The organism is Candidatus Electrothrix sp. (assembly GCF_052785085.1).
The window spans coordinates 1-17,193 of record NZ_JALAAI010000033.1 but is presented as its reverse complement, the minus strand read 5'-3'; the positions used below and the strand labels follow the sequence as shown (position 1 = coordinate 17,193).

The following is a 17,193-nucleotide window of genomic DNA, read 5'->3' as shown; positions in this document are numbered from 1 at the left end:
ATGAAATATGGGCTTTCACGGAAAAATGTCGATAACATAAAAAGGGTATTCGCAAGATTCAAAGAAGTGAACCAGGCGATTTTATACGGTTCCCGTGCAAAAGGGAATTATAAACCAGGATCAGATATCGACATAGCCTTAAAAGGGGAAAAACTGAATTTACGTCTGCTCAATAAAATTGATTTTGATTTGGACGAACTTTTTTTACCGTACACATTTGATATTTCCATTTACGACCACATAAGCAATAAAGATTTAGTTGCGCATATTCAACGAGTCGGAAAAATTTTATATAAAAAGAACTCCGTACAACAGGATCATAAGTAACCCATGAAATTCACCCTTAGCTGGCTTGGTACGTATATTTCTCTTGACGGTCTGACTCCTGAACAGCTGGCGGAACGCCTGACTATGCTGGGTCTGGAAGTTGATGCGGTAGAGGAACTCTATGTCGGCCTTGATGCTATCCAGACAGCCAAAGTCCTTTCCGTGGACAAACACCCTAATGCTGATCGCCTGAGCCTTTGTGAAGTTGAGATCGGTGACAAGACCGTGCCCATTGTCTGTGGTGCCTCCAATGTACGGCCCGACTTGATAACAGCCATTGCCCGTCCTGGTGTAACCTTACCCGGTGGGATGAAAATCAAAAAGGCCAAGGTGCGGGGCGAGGTCTCAATGGGGATGCTCTGTTCCTGGCGGGAACTGGGCATTGGTGAGGAACATGCCGGTATTATTGAGCTGGATTCCACGCTGGCCTCTGGACAATCCCTGTCAGAGGTTCTGGAACTCTCTGACACCATGATTGAGATTGATCTCACGCCTAATCGCCCGGATTGCGCAGCGGTTCTTGGTATTGCCCGTGAGGTGGCTGGTTTTACCGGGCAAAAAGTACAACATCCTGTCTCATCATTACCTGAACTCACAGAATCAAGCACCGAGTTTACGGTCAAGATCAACGAACCAGAACTCTGCCCACGTTATGCTGCCTGTAAATTGACCAATGTTACGATTAAGCCTTCCCCGTGGTGGTTGCAACGCCAGCTGCTGGCAGTGGGCATGCGGCCTATTAATAATATTGTTGATATTACCAATTTCGTGATGCTGGAATACGGCCAGCCTCTTCACGCCTTTGATTTTCAAGAGCTTGCAGGAAGCACTATTGAGGTTCGTTGTCCGCACCCCGAGGAAACTACGTTTACAACTCTGGATGATACAGAGCGAACAACAGATCCTGAAATGTTGATGATCTGTGATGCTGACAAGCCTGTTGCTGTAGCTGGGGTCATGGGTGGTTTGCATTCGGAGGTCACAGAAAAAACAACAGAAATTCTCTTGGAGTCTGCTTGTTTTGACCCGATTTCTGTGCGTCGTACAGCTCGTAACCTCAACCTTTCCACCGAGGCCTCCTTTCGTTTTGAGCGAGGAGTGAACCCAGATGGCGTGACCGAGGCAATGGAGCGAGCTGTCCAGCTGATCTGTGAGCTGGGTGATGCTCAGGCTGGCAATGGTGTCGATCTTTATCCGGGTAAGAAAGCGTTGCTGCAACTGGATCTGCGGATTGAGCGGGTGAATACCCTGCTGGGAATTACGCTCACTGGACATGAAATAGCTGCTTATCTGCGCGGTATTGATTTTACCGTGGGCGCTGAAGAGAGTCCGGTGCTGGCTGTCACTGTTCCTGCCTTTCGGGTGGATATTGAGCGAGAAGTTGATCTGGTTGAAGAGTTGGCTCGCCTGGTGGGTTATAACGAGATTCCCACAACCCGCCCAGCCATTGCCATGGATTATCCCCAACACGATGCCTTGCGTATACTGCGAAAGGAGATTGCTGCTGTTTTGGCCAGTGCAGGTTTTTATGAGGCGATTAACTACTCCTTTGTCAGTGAAAAGCATGCAGAGATGCTGGACATTGGAGCGGATGATAGACGCAGAAGTTACGTGCGCCTGGTTAATCCGCTGACCGAGGATCAGGCTGTGATGCGAACCATGCTCCTGCCAGGTATTCTGGAAAACATCCGTCGTAATATCAATTTTCAACAATCTGATATTCGTCTTTTTGAGATCGGTAAGGTCTTTACCCAACAAGGGGAAATTGAGCAGCCCAATGAACGCTATCAGCTCTGTGCAGTTATCAGCGGTGCTCGTTATCCTGCCGCTTCTCCGCTTTATTTTTCTGAAGATCAGGCTGATATTTATGATATGAAAGGTGCTGTTCGTCGCCTGATTGAATCCTTACGTTTGCAAGGACGTTCTGGTGGCGATATTGAGTTTCAGGCTCTTGAAACAGCAGATAACGGATCAAATGCACCATATGCTGATATGAATTTTTCCCTTGCCATTATGGATGGACAAGATCAGCTTGGCCTGATTGGTCAATTGAGCAAAAAAGCAGCCCAGGCTTTTTCTATTAAGCAAGCTGTCTATTTTGTTGAGCTGGATTTGGATGCTCTGCTGGAGTTGCCCAAAAGCGAAAAAGCGTTTACCCCATTATCCCGTTACCCATCGGTGAAGCGAGATATTGCTTTACTGGTGCCGGAAAGCGTGGGTGCTGGGGAGTTGTTGCAGGAAATACGTGCCCATAAAAAACAACAGGTTGTTTATGCTGATATTTTTGATGTCTACAGTGGTAAGCCCATTGATGAAGGTATGAAAAGCGTTGCCTTAACTGTGACCTATCGTTCTGATGAAAAAACTCTGGATGATGCAACAGTTGATGGCTTTCATGAAAAAATAGTAAATGCACTGATGACCCGCTTTGGCGGACGATATCGGGAAGGAAGAGAGTCATGAAAAAAGAAACACCAAGTAAATCCAACGAAAAGAAGGGCAATGTCACTCGAAAGGAGCTGGCTGCTGCAATTAACAAAGAGCTTGACCTGTCCCAGCGTAATTCTGCTGAACTGGTTGATACGATCTTTGCTTCTATGAAAAAAACTCTGGTCAGCGGGGAGTCGTTAAAACTGGTTCAGTTTGGCACCCTGACTGTACGTGATAAGTCTCCCCGTCGCGGTCGCAATCCCCGCACTGGCGAGTCTATGATGATCACCAAGCGAAAAATGGTTTCTTTCCGTCCCTCCAAACGCCTGCGTGAGATGCTGAATCAGTAAACTGGTTGCGTTAAACGCTATGTAGAGCAACTGCTTTGCCCTCCTTTACAAAGGGGAGGGCAAAGCAGTTTGATTCTTTTCAATTTTCCTTTCTGTTCATTAAGAGAGGCCTATCTGTATTTTCCTCACGCCGCTCTCCTTGACCACCCGAATGAATGATATCTTTATACATTGAACGCCTCGATATCAATGTACAAAGAATTTTCATTTTCTTTCTTCTGCTGTATACTTTCAGAATACTGCTGTGTATGCACCTTTTTTTTGAGCTGACAAGGGAAAAATCAACTGTGCAAAGCGTAAAAATTGATTATACTTCCCGGTTTCATACGATGTTGTCACAGGACAAAAGATTTTGGAGCCTGTTAAGGGATAGACAAGATACATTTATGGGAGAATATTATGGAAAGTGAGGTTGTAGAGCAGGCAAAAGAAGAGATGGAGGAAAGGGTTGATGCCTTCAAGCGGGAGTTGACCAGGATTCGTACCGGTCGTGCTTCAAGAACCCTGCTGGATGGTATTAAAGTTGATGCCTATGGTTCCAGTATGCCTGTTGATCAGGTAGCGACGATCACTATTCCGGAAAGTCGAATGATTGTGATTCAGCCCTGGGATCCACAGATGCTGGCTGTGCTGGAAAAGGCCATCATGACCTCTGATATCGGCCTGAACCCAATGAATGACGGTAAGGTTATTCGAATGGAGATACCACAGCTTACTGAAGAACGGCGTAATGAGCTGGTCAAGCAGGTTAAAAAGATTGCTGAAGAATACAAGGTTGGTGTGCGGAATAGCCGCCGGGATGCCAATGATACCTTTAAGAAGCAGAAAAACGATAAAGAAATCACTGAAGACGATATGTTTCGCTACCAGGAAGAAGTGCAAAAGATCACAGATGAGTTTGTTGCTCGCATTGATGAGATAACTGCTGGTAAAGAAAAAGAGGTTATGGAGGTCTAACCTCTATGGGCATTATGCGTGAAATACAACACCTGGATCCGCTTCCCCGGCATGTGGCCATTATCATGGACGGTAATGGCCGCTGGGCTCAGCAGCGTCGCCGCCCCCGCCTTTTTGGTCATAAGGCCGGGGCTGATTCTGTGCGCGAGGCTGTGGAAACAGCTCGTAAGATCGGGATCCGGCACCTGACGCTGTATGCCTTTTCCACTGAGAATTGGCAACGTCCAAGCCTGGAGGTTAAGGGGCTCATGGGACTGCTTAAGAATTATCTCCAGTCTGAGTTGGATACTATGAAGGAAAACGGGATTCGGCTGGAATGCTTTGGTCAGAAGGATCGGCTTCCTGATGATGTCCGTAATATGCTGGACAGCGTCATTGCTGCAACAAAAGACTCTTCCCAGCTCTGCTTGAATCTTTGCCTCAGCTATGGTTCACGGGCTGAGATGATCCGGGCTGTTCAGGAGATAAGCCGGAAATGTGCAGAGGGTGAGCTGAAGTCTGAGGATATTGATGACCAGTTGTTCAGTGACCATCTCTATTCCACAGGACAGCCTGACCCGGATTTGTTGATCAGAACCAGCGGAGAGCAACGGCTCTCCAACTTTCTGCTTTGGCAGCTTTCCTACGCAGAACTGTATTTTACAGAAATACCATGGCCAGAGTTTCGCAGGGATCAGTTCCTTGCAGCTTTAGAAGAATACGCAGGCCGGCAGCGGCGTTTCGGGAAAACCGGCGCACAGACAGAAACTGCCAACTCCTGATTTTTTTGATCCCTTTTACCTGCAAGTACGAGCGCTCCTTTGGAGTCACTCGGCCAGCTTTCATGTTTTGGTGTCCCCTCCAGCGGGGAGGAGTAGGGATTTATCTGAAAGAATTTTTTTAGCGAGATATTATGAATCGTGTGATTCCTGGCCTGTTCATGGTGATCCTGTGGCTACTGCTGCTTTTTGCGGCCTCTCCCTTTCTCTTTTGGTGCGCCCTGACCATTGGTACCGCTCTTGCCTTGCATGAATTTTTTCGTATGGTTGGTAAAACTCCAGGAACAGGCATTCGGGTCCTGACCGTGTTGACCTGTCTGATCCCAATGCTGGCAGCTGCTGATGGCAATCCTACAGAGGTGCTGATTGGTAGCTACCTTGCCCTGTTGGGTCTGATTCTGTTGACCATCTTTTTTTATACCCGTTTTACCGATGCCTTGGCCTTTTTGACCCATTCCGGTTTTGCGGTGTTTTATGTAACACTCTGTTCTGCCTTTCTGGTTTTGCTCCGTTACGTTGAGGACGGGAGTTGCTGGCTGTTAGTATTAACTGTCATTACAGCTGGTTCTGATACCGGAGCATATTACGTTGGCCGAACCTGTGGCAAAAAAAAGCTCTGTCCCAGTATCAGTCCGGGTAAAACTATTAACGGGGCAATTGGCGGGATTCTGGCTGCGATGTTCAGTGCCAGTCTGTTAGGAGTCTTCCTCCTGCCCGAGGTTGGCTGTCTTGCCTTGGCTCTGGTTGCAGCCCTGCTGGCTTTTGTGGGTATTGCCGGTGACCTGACTGAGTCCATTATAAAGCGTGGAACCGGGATCAAGGATTCTGGCACTCTGCTGGGAGGACATGGTGGGATTCTGGATCGGATTGACAGCCTGCTTGTGACAGCACCTCTCCTTTATCTGCTGATTTTTTCTGGAGTTATCTGATGAAATCTCTTTCTCTGCTCGGTTCCACGGGGTCTATTGGTAAAAATGTGCTCAACGTGGTGCGTTCCTTTCCTGGTCACTTTCGAATTGTTGGTCTTTCCGCAGGGCGGAATATTGAAGAGCTTGCCAGCCAGGTACAGGAGTTTCAGCCAGAGTGCATCTCTGTTGCTGATCAGGAGTTGGCCTCTCAATTCACTGCCCTGTTACCAGCGGAATACCAGGAACGGGTTTTTTGGGGCGATGAGGGCAACCAGAAGATTGCCACTATTCCGGCAGCTGAGATGGTTGTTTCTGCGGTGGTGGGAGCTGTGGGACTCCTGCCCACCTTGGCGGCAATCAGGGCGGGCAAGGATATTGGGTTGGCCAATAAAGAGACCCTGGTTATGGCCGGGCACCTGGTTATGCAGGTTGCGGCAAAGCATAAGGTAGCTCTTCTTCCCATTGATTCTGAGCATTCAGCTATTTTTCAGGCTCTGGAGGCTGGGCGTCACCAAGATATAGGAAAAATTATCCTGACTGCTTCAGGTGGCCCCTTTCGGGGCTTGGACAAAGAAGAATTACATCATGTCACCCCGGAACAGGCCCTGGCCCATCCTAACTGGGACATGGGGCGCAAAATCTCCATTGATTCGGCAACCATGATGAATAAGGGGCTGGAGGTTATTGAGGCCTGCTGGCTTTTTGATGTGCCTGTGGAAAAGATCAGAGTGGTTGTTCATCCGGAATCCATTGTTCACTCTCTGGTGGAGTATATTGACGGCTCTGTTATGGCCCATTTGGGGGTACCGGATATGCGTATTCCCATTGCCTATGCACTGTCCTACCCGGAGCGCTTGCCCCTGAATCTCTCCCGACTCAGTCTTTCCGATTGCGGGAATCTCAGTTTTGAACAACCTGATTACGAGCGCTTTCCGGCCTTGGACCTTGCCTTTCAGGTTATGCGAGAGGGTGGGGTAAAACCGGCTGTCCTTAATGCAGCCAATGAGGTGGCTGTTGCTGCCTTTCTTGAAGTAGAGATCAGGTTTAGTGATATCACCTCAATTGTTGCTGCAACTCTGAATCGTTTTGCGCCGGGTGATGATCTTAACCTTGAGGCTATTCTAGCAGCAGATGCCCAGGCCCGGGAGGCTGCCCGGCAAGAAATTGCCCAGCGGGTATTGGCTGAGTACTCGTAACACGAAAGCGGACCAAGGCTATGGAAATTTGAATATGCGGAGCAGAGCTGATCTCTCATGAAAACATGCTCCCTCTGGCAACTGGGTGGCACGTTGCATGTGGTTTCTGTCCTGAATAAAGACACACAACGTTTGAGATTGATCTGCCGGTTTATAAGCCCATCTTGTTAAGAGTGAGCAAAATTCTTTCTGTAACAGAAAGAAAAAGTTGTTTTTTTGGGAAAGAAGGGGTATAAAAAATTGTATTAAAAAAAGAAAGGACGGGCAGAAAGTTGAACTTTCCGCTTTATGAAACGAAGGCAGCTGAAATTGGAGGAAATATCATCAGAAAAAGGAGGATATGAGTTTCAGCTGCCTTCCCCTTATAGTCAACTGCACAATCTTGATTTTGTCAATTGAATTTTTCAGCGATTTTCTGAATTTGGAATCATTGTGATGGTCTGGCTTGTATAGCCCCTGCCATATCTTTATCCTTCCTTGCATCACGTCTCTTTAAACATTGCTCTTATTTTATACGGCAGGCCAGCCTGCCTTAAAAAGCACAAGATTGTAGATGAGGTTTTCCAGGTCTTGGATTGTCTGAACACTGCGCCCTGTTTCCGACTGAATATGGTGCAACGGTGGTGTACAATGCGGTATTGTAAACTTCACATGCCACATATGAAGCCTGCAATGTAACGTTGCAAGCTTACAATGAGCCATGTTAAGCTTACATTGAGGCGTTGTAAGCGTGCAATGGGACGTTGCATGTTTACAACGAGGCATTGTAAACTTCATATGCGGCATGTGAAGCCTGCAATGTAACGTTGCAAGCTTACAATGAGCCATGTTAAGCTTACATTGAGGCGTTGTAAGCGTGCAATGGGACGTTGCATGTTTACAACGAGGCATTGTAAACACAAAAAAGGACAAGTAAAACAGTACAGGAGGTTGTTATGGCACGTTTTCCTCGACGCGAAGCAGACATCAGGATTCTGGTACAGAACATCATTGCCGGGCTTACAGACAATCCAGACTTTCCCAATCCACCTGTTACACCGACGCAATTGCAGACTCTTCTGGATAATTCCATCGCTCTGGAGGAGACCCAGGTTGCGGCACTGGCCGCATCACAACAGGCTACCGAGGCCAAGCAGGCTGGAAATGACAAAATGATTTCAGCGGCAAAAAGCGTTCTCAACTATGCCGAGGATACAGTGGACGGCAATGACGCCAAACTGGCGGCTCTGGGCTGGAGCGGCAGGGCAGAGCCGACCCCGCTCCAGGCTCCGGGACAGCCCAGGATGCTGGAGACTCCAAAGAAGGGCCGGGCTGGCTTTTTCTGGACTGGAAGAAATCCCCGGACGGCGGCAAATCGGCCTTTTACCGGGTTGAACGACGGGAACCGTCTGCCGAGGAATGGGTGATGGTCGGCACGGCTCTGGAAACCGAGATCACCCTGAATAATCAGGAACGTGGTAAGGAGTGGGAGTATCGGGTTATCGCAGTAAACAAGGCTGGTGAGAGTGAGCCGAGTAATACGGTGAGTGCGGTGTTGTGATAGGTTGAATCATGGAGCCGGGATTGACTGCCCGGCTCTGTTTATTTTAGATAACGTTACATTATGCGACACTGTTATAACGTTTTAGTTCAGCGAGTCCGCTGGAACGTCTGGTTATTTATTTTTATTTAATATTTTTCTACTCTCTTCGATGATATGTTCAACAAATTTCTTCTCTGCTTCTTCTCTCGGCAAGTCTGTATGATATAAAATCATAGAACCATCTTGACAGTCCCAAAGCTCTCTTAACCAGCAGAATATATGTTCTAAACCTAAGTTATCTCCAACGTACTCATTATCAGGTATTTCATCTTCTATTTCATGATGGATGTTCGAGTATAGAAACTCTGCACCTTTCTGAGGGGAAAGCTCATTGTTGACAATACGTTTTAAGGTGAGGTTCAAAAGATAATTTGCTGCTTCAAGCTTTGTAGGTTCTTGTATGCCCATCTTTTTTACTGCACTAACAAAAAGAGGGCCGACCTCATACATATCTGGACTTTTGATAAAAAACAATTCCCCTAACTCTTCATTGTAGAATCCTTCATCTAACCATTCATTGGCAAGTTGTTTAATTCTATAGGCCGTGATCTTTTTGAGCTTATAAAGACTTATGGCTTCAAGTGGGGTCATTTATTTTGGTCAAATAACAGGATATTAAAGGGGAAAACATGCAAAGCTGAGTACTCATTGTGTCTGTGTCATCTTTAACCATCTTGAATGAAAAGTAAACAGGAAACTACTGTTGACGGAAAGACGAATCGGCTGAAAATCGCTTTCGGAAGGCTATCTGCAGGCTAATTGCAGGCTTGCGGGCTTGCGGGCTGCAAATGGTTCAGTGTAGATCGTTTTGGAGCGGCGGGAAAGTGGGAAAAAATCGGGTACACGCTGACCATGTACCCGAACACCTCAAAAGAAACCACCATCCCGGTTACGCAACCCTTTGGACCTCCCGGAGTGACCCGTCATGCGCGTCAGTCTGCTCATTCCCTTTTTTCGATAGGCTTGTAGATACGCCAGCAAAAAAAATGCACATCGCATATCGTGTGGCTCCCTTATTCCAAGGAGGCAGGGGCTATTTCTTCACCAAGCTCACAAGGAAAAGGAGGATGATCGCCCCAACTACAGCAGTGACCAAGGAGCCGATCAGATCATTTCCAACCGATATTCCGAGCTGCCCAAAGGTCCAGCCGCCAATCACTGAGCCGATGATACCGACAACCATGTTCACGATCAGTCCGGAACCGCCACCCTTAATAACTTTACCAGCCAACCAACCGGCCAATGCGCCAAGACCGAGAAAAATCAACAGCGACATAAGATCCATCATCCACCTCCTTGTTTAAGAGCACCTGTTACATGAAAATCCGTTGAACTTTCATGCAATATTATCCCACCACAGAGGTGGCGGGACAAAATTAATTAATGATGCAATGCTTGGCAAAATCAACAGCCTCGCTTGCAGACCAGTCTGCTTTCGGTTTATCCCGCATGTTCTGACACCACCGCTCACTACCCACTGTTGCAGGACAGCCTGAAAGCATAAGTGCCACTCCGGCCAGGACAACACCACAGATAATTCTCTTCAGTACGTTCATAGCTTCTCTTCTCCTGTTGTAAATATAATGATTGATTAAAAATAAAAGAGCTAAGATTTTCGCTCCTGACTCGACTGGCTTGGCCTTCTGCCTTGACCATTTCGGCGCGAAGAGGCTCTCTGATTCCCCTTCTTGCCACCCTTATGACTATATTTGCTGCTTCCTTTATTGCTTCCTTTAGGTGGCTTGACCAACAACTCTTCTTCCGGAAGCGTACAGTCCAATGACCTGCCAATATACTCCTCAATATCTGGAAGCTGAAACGCCCCTTCCTCACAGGCAAAGCTGATAGAAATCCCGCTCTCCCCTGCCCTGCCTGTCCTGCCGATTCGATGGACATAATCTTCCGGCTCATAGGGTAAGGTGTAATTCACCACATGACTGATGCCGTCAATGTGGATTCCCCGGCCAGCCACGTCTGTGGCAATCATCACGCCATTGGTATTGGAACGAAAGCTTTCCAGCCGGTTCATACGTTTTTTCTGCGGTACATCACCGGTTAATAAAATAGCATTGATCCCATTCCGCTGCAAGCGATCATTCAGGCGGGCAGCTTCGCTCTTCATATTGGTAAAAACCATGATCCGCTCATGCTCCTGAGTAGTAATCAGGTTATACAGTACATGATACTTTTCATCACTGGTCACGGTATAAACAATCTGACGTACCGTATCCACAGCCACCTGTTCAGGCGCACTCTCAATGGAAACCGGTTTTACACACCATTGCGAGGCCAGATGCTTGACCTCCTCGGTCAGGGTTGCGGAAAAAAGCATGGTCTGACGCTGCTCTTTGGGCGGCGTCTTATAGATAATCCGCCGGACATCAGGAATAAAGCCCATATCCAGCATCCGATCCGCCTCATCAATGACCATTATTTTGGTCTGTCGGAGATCAATAATCTTTTTTGAGGCATAATCCAACAAACGTCCCGGCGTTGCAACCAAAACATCAACAGGACGCTCCCCCAGCATCCGTTCCTGCTTCTGATAATCCGTCCCCCCATAAACTGCCACAATACGCAGCGGCGAATACCTGGACAGTGCCTTACCGTCCTTGGTAATCTGCATGACCAGTTCTCTGGTCGGAGCAATAATCAGAGTCCGGGGACATCCAGACTTTCGCCAGGGAGGTTTATTTTTTTCCTGTCGTTGCTGCCTGTTTTCAGAGATCAGACGGGTAAAGACTGCTATCAAAAAAACAGCACTTTTGCCGGTTCCGGTGCCTGCCCGAGCAATAATATCTTTTCCTGCTATAGCATCAGGCAGGGCCTTTTCCTGGATTGGTGTGCAGTATTTAAAATCAAGATCAGCAATGGCATGCATCAGCCCAAAAGGAAGCGAGAAATCATGAAAGCGGCTCTTGCCCTCCACAGGATCAACAGGAAATTGTTCCAGGGTCCAGCGGGGCTTTTTCTTTTTTGGCCTGTGGATGGGTTGGTTTTGATCCCCTTTTTGAGGCCTTTTTTGAAGCCCTTTTGCTTTTTTTTGCTGCTCTTGAGTCTGAGGGCCAGTCCGTATCTCAGAGCTGGCATGAGTACCTGCCTGTTGAACATGCCCAGCATGTTCAACATATTCAACATATTCAACACAAGAATCTGTTTGAGACCCTCCCTTTTTCTTGTTCTTATCTGATCCGGCAAGGCGTTTCAGTTTTCGTCCAGCTTTAAGAAGAAATTGTTTTATCATATTTCAATGCTCATGCTGCCTTCTTGCTTGAATAACCTGCATCAAGAGCAAGATCCCCATCCCGCAAAGCCAGGTAATCATCAAAGTCCATCATTTCATCAACAATGTGGTCAGGAAAAAACTCAATAATCCTGTTTGCCACTGTGGAAACAAACTGATGATCATGGGAGGAAAACAGGACAGCCTCGGAATAAGAAATCAGGGCATTATTCAGTGAGGTGATGGACTCCAGATCCAGATGATTGGTCGGTTCATCCAGAATCAGGACATTAGCCCCGGACAGCATCATTCGGGAAAGCATACAACGCACCCGCTCGCCGCCGGAAAGAACCGAGGTCTTTTTCATGGCCTCTTCACCGGAAAAAAGCATTCTGCCCAGAAATCCCCGAACAAAACTCTCATCTTCCTTGGCTGAGGCAAACTGACGGAGCCAGCCCACCAGATCAAGTCCGTCATCCTTAAAATATTCAGCATTCTCATTGGGAAAATAGGAATGGGTAATGGTCACGCCCCAACGAAAAGAGCCACTGTCTGGTTCCAGCTCACCCGCCAAAATCTGAAACAGGGTGGTTTTGGCTAAACTGTTGGATCCGGCAAAGACGATCTTATCCCCTTTATTCACAGTCAGATCAAAATCCTTAAACATGGAAACACCATCAACTTCCTTGCTTAACCCTTCAATTTCCAGAATCACATCACCGCAGGGACGTTCTGGCTTGAATTCAATATAGGGGTATTTCCGGGAAGAAACCGGCATATCCTCAACAGTAAGTTTTTCTAACAGCTTTTTCCGTGAGGTTGCCTGTTTGGCTTTTGAAGCATTGGAACTGAAACGCTGAATAAAGGCCTTGAGTTCCTGTTCCTTGGCCTTGGCCTTCTTGCTTTCACTTTCCTTCTGGCGAAAATGCAGCTCACTGGCCTGCTGCCAAAAATCATAATTGCCCACATAGACCTTGATTTTGCCGTAATCAATATCAGCCATATGAGTACAGACCTGATTGAGAAAATGACGATCATGGGACACTATGATCACGGTGTTCTGAAAACGGGCAAGAAAATTTTCCAGCCAGGTAATGGTACGGATATCCAGATGGTTAGTAGGCTCATCAAGGAGCAGGATATCCGGGTTGCCAAACAGGGCCTGGGCCAGCAAGACCCGAACCTTCTCAGTCCCTTCCAGCTCCTTCATATTTTTCTGGAGCATATCTTCTCCAATCCCCAGTCCCTTGAGGAGAACTGCTGCCTCGGATTCAGCCTCATAGCCGTTCATCTCACCGAACAGCACCTCCAACTCACCAGAGCGAAGACCATCTTCCTCACTAAAATCAGGTTTGGCATAAATGGCATCGCGTTCCGCCATGACCTCATACAGTCCTTTATGGCCCATAATCACCGTGTTCAAAACAGTATACTCATCAAAGGCAAACTGATCCTGACGCAACACAGCCAGGCGTTGCCCCGGTGTGATAGACACCTCGCCATAATCCGGGTCAATCTCGCCGGACAAAATCTTCAGAAAAGTGGATTTACCAGCTCCATTGGCACCGATCAGGCCGTAACAATTTCCTGGTGTAAACTTAATACTAACTTCTTTAAAAATAACCCTCTTGCCATAAGAGAGTCCTATATTATTTGTTGTTATCATAGCGTACTCGCTGAAATATTATGCAAATGAATTCTGTAAGGATAAAAAAAGAGTAAGGATAGCAAAAAAGGAGGGAAAAACTGCATGAAACCTTGCTCACCATTCAATAGGAGCCACTATAACAGGAAGTGCATGGTCGCGTAAATGCTTTTTCCTGCTCTCCGGGATCAAAGGCGGGCATAAAAAAAGCCCCGTAACAAACATTACGGGGCCTTGGCGCTACAATTGAATCAACCCTTACTGCTGAACAACATTTTCGGCAGCCAGTCCTTTTTGTCCGTCAACAACGTCAAAGGTAACCCGGGCTCCTTCTGTTAAAGACTTAAAGCCGTCAGCCTGAATTGCGGAATGATGTACAAAAACATCTGGCCCGCCATCCTGCTCAATAAAACCGAATCCTTTGGCATCGTTAAACCATTTCACTGTGCCTTCTGCCATTTCCTGCTACTCCTTACTGTTCGCGATTCAAAAGCATCTCTGAAATCGCTTAAATCATTAAAACATCGAGAGGGTCTCTTGCTTAATAAACACGAAAAAAATCATCTCGACCGCAGCCACCCTGTTCCAAGAAAACCCAAAAAAAACGCACGGCTCTTTATTATAAAAGATATTGTGCGGTATTCTTTTCGTTATTTTATGAACTACAAATAGTGACTACACAAACATTACATAGGTACTAATAACCGATCCCTGAAGATAAGCAAGCTTTTTCTACATTATTTCCCCAAAAAAACCTATTAATACAAGATGCCTCCCACTCGTCTCCCGGAAAAAAAGAGTGCATGGGCATTTTTATTCGTATAAATAATGCCTTTCCCCACCTCTTTCATGCCCTGTTCATTGTACATTCATGCGTTACGCTTAAAGAAAATAATCCACCCGGTTATTATCACTGTAAGCAGGCCCAGGCCACCAATTATACCAATATAGGGTGCTATTATCTCCCAGGTATGTAAAGAGACAAGGAGTTCCTTTGTCGCCTTGGGATAGACCTCTGCCTTTCTGAACAACAAGGCACTGCCAGATACGGCAAGCAGCAGAAAGAACGGGGAAAATATGATGGCGGTGATGCGATGTAGTTTCCTGATTTTCATGTATCCTCCTTGTATTATTTTTTTACCCCTATTATAAGAAGCTGTAGGAGCGAACCGATGTGTTCGCCCTTTTATGCCTGATAGACACGCAGGTTTTCTTCCTACAGTTCAGCACATAACATTTTGAGTTTATTTGTTATTTACACCCGTACTTAATCAACCCAAATTAAGCCTTGGCAACATTATGGTAAAACAAACGCCCCCGGATTCCACGTTATGGACAGTTATATCTCCATGATGTGCCAGGACAATAGCCTTAGTGATACTCAGTCCCAGGCCGGTTCCCTTGATGTTTTTCACCGCCTCTGAGCGATAAAACTTATGAAAAACACGGTCCAATTCTTCTTCCGGGATACCGATGCCGGTGTCCTGAACAGTGAGTTTTATCTGCTCATCACAATGTTGCAGGCTCACTATGACAGAACCTTCCGGGCGGTTATAATTAACAGCATTTTCAAGGAGATTTGTCATCGCCTCTGTTAAGGCATCCTTATCTCCCAGCAGCGCGACCTCATCCCTTTTTCCCTGAACAATCCTTATATTCTGCTCTGTTGCCAGTGGAGCAACAAGCTGTATCGCATTATCCAGACATTGATTCAGAGAAATCGGCTGAAAGGTGGTAGACAGGATATCCGCATCAATCCGGGCCAAAGTCAGCATACCATTCACCTGCCGCAGCATATTATCAGTTACTGTCCTGACTTCCCGCAGACTTTCGGCATACTCCTCCCCTGTACGCTCCTTTATCAGGGCGATATCACATTCGGCCTGAATAACAGCCAAGGGTGTTTTAAGCTCATGGGCTGCATTGGCAATCAGATCTTTTTCCGCTTCAAAGGCGGTTTGCAAGCGCTCCAGCAGATCGTTGAACCGTTCGGCAAACACATTCAGTTCGCTGGCAAATCCGTTGGAAGCAATTCTTGCTTCCAGATTTCTATGGGTAATGCATTGCAGGGCATCGGCAAAGATGGTCAAGGGACGCAGGGCGTGTGATGAAATCAAATAACCGATAAGGCCGATCAGGAGGATGAAAATCGGAGTAAGGAGATAAAAATAACGCTCCAATTTGGCAAGCATTTCAACGGTCCCTTTCAGCGTTTCAGCTATTCGTATGGAAACTTCTTTATCCTGTATCATAAAGTCGTTCCGAAGGACAAGAAGCGGCTCTTTGTTGGGGCCTGTTGTACGATAAAGCCATTCCTGTGTTTCCGCATCATAAGACTCTGGTGTATCAGAAATAAGATTGAACAGAGAGGGTTGCAAGGAGGGAGAGGTCAGATACGAATTGCCGTCTATAAACACCTGATAGTAATGTCCTGAATTGGGGATAGAGTACTCACCTCGGGCGACTTCGGCAATCTCAACTTCTATATAGTTTCCATGGGCGTGGATGAGTCCTTTCATGATTTGCAGTTTGGAGTGCAGCACATTATTCACCGAATGAAAAGCAACCGTTTTAAATTCATGCAGCAGAACAAAATCAAGCAGAATGACCATGACTGCCCCTGAAAGAAAAATCCAGAGTAACAGCCTTCCCCGTATGGACCCTCCAGATTTCATTCCTCCTCCTTGGGAATATAATATCCCACGCCTCTCTTGGTCTGGATCAGTTTAGGCTCGTACTCTCTGTCTATCTTCTTGCGCAATTTATTGATAAAGACATCTATAATATTACTGTCCAGATCAAAATCTCCGTCATAGACATGCTCGGAAAACTCAGTCCGGCTGATCACCCTGCCCTTGTTCACCACCAGGTATTCCAACAGAGCATACTCCTTGGCAGAAAGTGTTATTTCCTTACCTGCTCTGGAGGCTGTTTTGGCATTCAAATCAAGACAAAGGTCTGCGGCTTGTGCTGTTGAGGCGGGTAACCCTTTATTCCTTCTGATCACAGCAGTTAATCTGGCAAGGAGCTCGCCAAAATCAAAGGGCTTGGGAATATAATCGTCTGCTCCTCTATTTAAGCCCTTTACCCGGTTCTCCACCTCGGAACGGGCCGTGAGCATAATGACTGGTACATCAACACCCTGCTCACGCAGATTCTCAAGAACGGTAAATCCATCCATTTTGGGCATCATAACATCAAGCAGAACCGCATCATAGGGATAGGTTTCCGCCATATATAAGCCCTCTTCGCCGTCATGACACAGGTCAACAGCGTAGGAATGCTCTTCAAGCCCTTTTTTTAACAGAGCTGCCAGTCGCTGCTCATCTTCAACAACAAGAACTTTCATATTTTTTCCTCTCTTGTTTCATTATTACCGTTGACGTTTTCTCAAGCAACGGACTGAAACTTTTATAACCACAATACCCGAAGAAAGATGAATATAAGATGAAAAAACGTTTTTTTACAGGAAAGTTTACTTGGCACTGGAACCCGGAGAGAACTGAAACTTTTTCCAAAAACAGACATAGTAAACTAACCTTCTCAAGCCATTTTTTTTGGACAGTTTGATTTTAAATTTAGCACGGCTCTTCCCCTACCTCAATAACCATTTGTTTTCCTGACGGCAATCTGCTTACCATGTATTTCAACTTGCGACATAGTTGTTCTTGCGCAAAACGACGATTGGGTTGTTCAAGCGGCTCAAGTCGTACTCGCACTTCATGCTTGTCACTGCGTATCCATCCATGACATTGTGTGATGGCATAAAACAAATCAACTATCTCATTTTCCCGATTCCAATGAGGTCGAAGCCAAT

Annotated in this window: 19 protein-coding genes; 9 read left to right on the top strand and 10 right to left on the bottom strand. The window is 46.5% G+C overall.

What is annotated here, in order from left to right; genetic code table 11:
- The 9 genes from L2082_RS07400 to L2082_RS07360 all read left to right on the top strand — a co-directional run bounded on the left by L2082_RS07400 (position 1) and on the right by L2082_RS07360 (position 8,466).
- On the top strand, positions 1-327 hold the full coding sequence (locus tag L2082_RS07400; RefSeq protein WP_446008146.1) for a nucleotidyltransferase domain-containing protein: 327 nt from the start codon (positions 1-3) through the stop codon (positions 325-327).
- 3 nt (positions 328-330) lie between these two features.
- The gene (gene pheT / locus L2082_RS07395; RefSeq protein WP_446008145.1) at positions 331-2,790 is read left to right on the top strand and encodes a phenylalanine--tRNA ligase subunit beta; all 2,460 of its coding nucleotides are present in this window, start codon (positions 331-333) and stop codon (positions 2,788-2,790) included.
- Positions 2,787-3,107 (top strand): integration host factor subunit alpha, encoded by a 321-nt coding sequence (locus L2082_RS07390; RefSeq protein ID WP_446008144.1) that lies wholly within the window; start codon positions 2,787-2,789, stop codon positions 3,105-3,107. The genes pheT and L2082_RS07390 overlap by 4 nt, the downstream gene beginning before the upstream one ends.
- A gap of 399 nt (positions 3,108-3,506) precedes the next feature.
- A complete protein-coding gene (gene frr, locus L2082_RS07385) occupies positions 3,507-4,064 on the top strand; it encodes a ribosome recycling factor (protein ID WP_446008143.1) in 558 nt (185 codons plus the stop codon).
- A 14-nt stretch (positions 4,065-4,078) separates the two neighbouring features.
- Positions 4,079-4,825, top strand: a complete 747-nt coding sequence (locus L2082_RS07380) for an isoprenyl transferase (protein WP_446008142.1) — start codon at positions 4,079-4,081, stop codon at positions 4,823-4,825.
- Positions 4,826-4,956: 131 nt separating this feature from the next.
- Positions 4,957-5,751: a phosphatidate cytidylyltransferase gene (locus L2082_RS07375; protein ID WP_446008141.1), complete on the top strand. Its 795-nt coding sequence runs from the start codon at positions 4,957-4,959 to the stop codon at positions 5,749-5,751.
- Entirely contained in the window at positions 5,751-6,926 is a 1,176-nt protein-coding gene (locus L2082_RS07370; protein ID WP_446008140.1) for a 1-deoxy-D-xylulose-5-phosphate reductoisomerase, read from the top strand. Before L2082_RS07375 ends, L2082_RS07370 begins: the two co-directional genes overlap by 1 nt.
- Positions 6,927-7,861: 935 nt before the next feature.
- The gene (locus L2082_RS07365; RefSeq protein ID WP_446008139.1) at positions 7,862-8,332 is read left to right on the top strand and encodes a hypothetical protein; all 471 of its coding nucleotides are present in this window, start codon (positions 7,862-7,864) and stop codon (positions 8,330-8,332) included.
- Positions 8,248-8,466 carry a fibronectin type III domain-containing protein gene (locus tag L2082_RS07360; protein ID WP_446008158.1) on the top strand — a complete coding sequence of 73 codons (219 nt, stop codon included), beginning with the start codon at positions 8,248-8,250 and terminating at the stop codon, positions 8,464-8,466. Before L2082_RS07365 ends, L2082_RS07360 begins: the two co-directional genes overlap by 85 nt.
- Positions 8,467-8,580: 114 nt before the next feature.
- On the opposite strand, the gene L2082_RS07355 is transcribed toward L2082_RS07360, so the two are convergent.
- From L2082_RS07355 to L2082_RS07310, 10 genes are all read right to left on the bottom strand, one after another.
- On the bottom strand, positions 8,581-9,099 hold the full coding sequence (locus tag L2082_RS07355; protein ID WP_446008138.1) for a hypothetical protein: 519 nt from the start codon (positions 9,097-9,099) through the stop codon (positions 8,581-8,583).
- A gap of 442 nt (positions 9,100-9,541) precedes the next feature.
- Positions 9,542-9,793 carry a GlsB/YeaQ/YmgE family stress response membrane protein gene (locus tag L2082_RS07350; RefSeq protein WP_446008157.1) on the bottom strand — a complete coding sequence of 84 codons (252 nt, stop codon included), beginning with the start codon at positions 9,791-9,793 and terminating at the stop codon, positions 9,542-9,544.
- A 91-nt stretch (positions 9,794-9,884) separates the two neighbouring features.
- Positions 9,885-10,064, bottom strand: a complete 180-nt coding sequence (locus L2082_RS07345; protein WP_446008137.1) for a DUF3012 domain-containing protein — start codon at positions 10,062-10,064, stop codon at positions 9,885-9,887.
- Positions 10,065-10,114: 50 nt separating this feature from the next.
- Positions 10,115-11,752, bottom strand: a complete 1,638-nt coding sequence (locus tag L2082_RS07340; RefSeq protein ID WP_446008136.1) for a DEAD/DEAH box helicase — start codon at positions 11,750-11,752, stop codon at positions 10,115-10,117.
- A 10-nt stretch (positions 11,753-11,762) separates the two neighbouring features.
- The gene (locus L2082_RS07335) at positions 11,763-13,397 is read right to left on the bottom strand and encodes an ABC-F family ATP-binding cassette domain-containing protein (RefSeq protein ID WP_446011584.1); all 1,635 of its coding nucleotides are present in this window, start codon (positions 13,395-13,397) and stop codon (positions 11,763-11,765) included.
- A gap of 237 nt (positions 13,398-13,634) precedes the next feature.
- The gene (locus L2082_RS07330) at positions 13,635-13,835 is read right to left on the bottom strand and encodes a cold-shock protein (RefSeq protein ID WP_446010974.1); all 201 of its coding nucleotides are present in this window, start codon (positions 13,833-13,835) and stop codon (positions 13,635-13,637) included.
- Between the two features lie 410 nt (positions 13,836-14,245).
- Positions 14,246-14,491: a hypothetical protein gene (locus tag L2082_RS07325; RefSeq protein ID WP_446010975.1), complete on the bottom strand. Its 246-nt coding sequence runs from the start codon at positions 14,489-14,491 to the stop codon at positions 14,246-14,248.
- Positions 14,492-14,647: 156 nt separating this feature from the next.
- Positions 14,648-16,051: a sensor histidine kinase gene (locus L2082_RS07320; protein ID WP_446010976.1), complete on the bottom strand. Its 1,404-nt coding sequence runs from the start codon at positions 16,049-16,051 to the stop codon at positions 14,648-14,650.
- Positions 16,048-16,725, bottom strand: a complete 678-nt coding sequence (locus L2082_RS07315) for a response regulator transcription factor (protein ID WP_446010977.1) — start codon at positions 16,723-16,725, stop codon at positions 16,048-16,050. Before L2082_RS07315 ends, L2082_RS07320 begins: the two co-directional genes overlap by 4 nt.
- Positions 16,726-16,954: 229 nt before the next feature.
- Positions 16,955-17,193: hypothetical protein (locus L2082_RS07310; protein ID WP_446011583.1), on the bottom strand; the 239-nt coding region annotated here is incomplete at its 5' end.

Coding starts and splice junctions, on each gene's coding strand:
- L2082_RS07325 (WP_446010975.1), bottom strand. CDS start 14,491: ATGAAAATCAGGAAACTACATCGCATCACCGCCATCATATTTTCCCCG.
- L2082_RS07330 (WP_446010974.1), bottom strand. CDS start 13,835: ATGGCAGAAGGCACAGTGAAATGGTTTAACGATGCCAAAGGATTCGGT.
- L2082_RS07350 (WP_446008157.1), bottom strand. CDS start 9,793: ATGGATCTTATGTCGCTGTTGATTTTTCTCGGTCTTGGCGCATTGGCC.
- L2082_RS07315 (WP_446010977.1), bottom strand. CDS start 16,725: ATGAAAGTTCTTGTTGTTGAAGATGAGCAGCGACTGGCAGCTCTGTTA.
- L2082_RS07345 (WP_446008137.1), bottom strand. CDS start 10,064: ATGAACGTACTGAAGAGAATTATCTGTGGTGTTGTCCTGGCCGGAGTG.
- L2082_RS07335 (WP_446011584.1), bottom strand. CDS start 13,397: ATGATAACAACAAATAATATAGGACTCTCTTATGGCAAGAGGGTTATT.
- L2082_RS07370 (WP_446008140.1), top strand. CDS start 5,751: ATGAAATCTCTTTCTCTGCTCGGTTCCACGGGGTCTATTGGTAAAAAT.
- L2082_RS07390 (WP_446008144.1), top strand. CDS start 2,787: ATGAAAAAAGAAACACCAAGTAAATCCAACGAAAAGAAGGGCAATGTC.
- L2082_RS07320 (WP_446010976.1), bottom strand. CDS start 16,051: ATGAAATCTGGAGGGTCCATACGGGGAAGGCTGTTACTCTGGATTTTT.
- L2082_RS07365 (WP_446008139.1), top strand. CDS start 7,862: ATGGCACGTTTTCCTCGACGCGAAGCAGACATCAGGATTCTGGTACAG.
- frr (WP_446008143.1), top strand. CDS start 3,507: ATGGAAAGTGAGGTTGTAGAGCAGGCAAAAGAAGAGATGGAGGAAAGG.
- L2082_RS07375 (WP_446008141.1), top strand. CDS start 4,957: ATGAATCGTGTGATTCCTGGCCTGTTCATGGTGATCCTGTGGCTACTG.
- L2082_RS07400 (WP_446008146.1), top strand. CDS start 1: ATGAAATATGGGCTTTCACGGAAAAATGTCGATAACATAAAAAGGGTA.
- L2082_RS07355 (WP_446008138.1), bottom strand. CDS start 9,099: ATGACCCCACTTGAAGCCATAAGTCTTTATAAGCTCAAAAAGATCACG.
- pheT (WP_446008145.1), top strand. CDS start 331: ATGAAATTCACCCTTAGCTGGCTTGGTACGTATATTTCTCTTGACGGT.
- L2082_RS07340 (WP_446008136.1), bottom strand. CDS start 11,752: ATGATAAAACAATTTCTTCTTAAAGCTGGACGAAAACTGAAACGCCTT.
- L2082_RS07380 (WP_446008142.1), top strand. CDS start 4,079: ATGCGTGAAATACAACACCTGGATCCGCTTCCCCGGCATGTGGCCATT.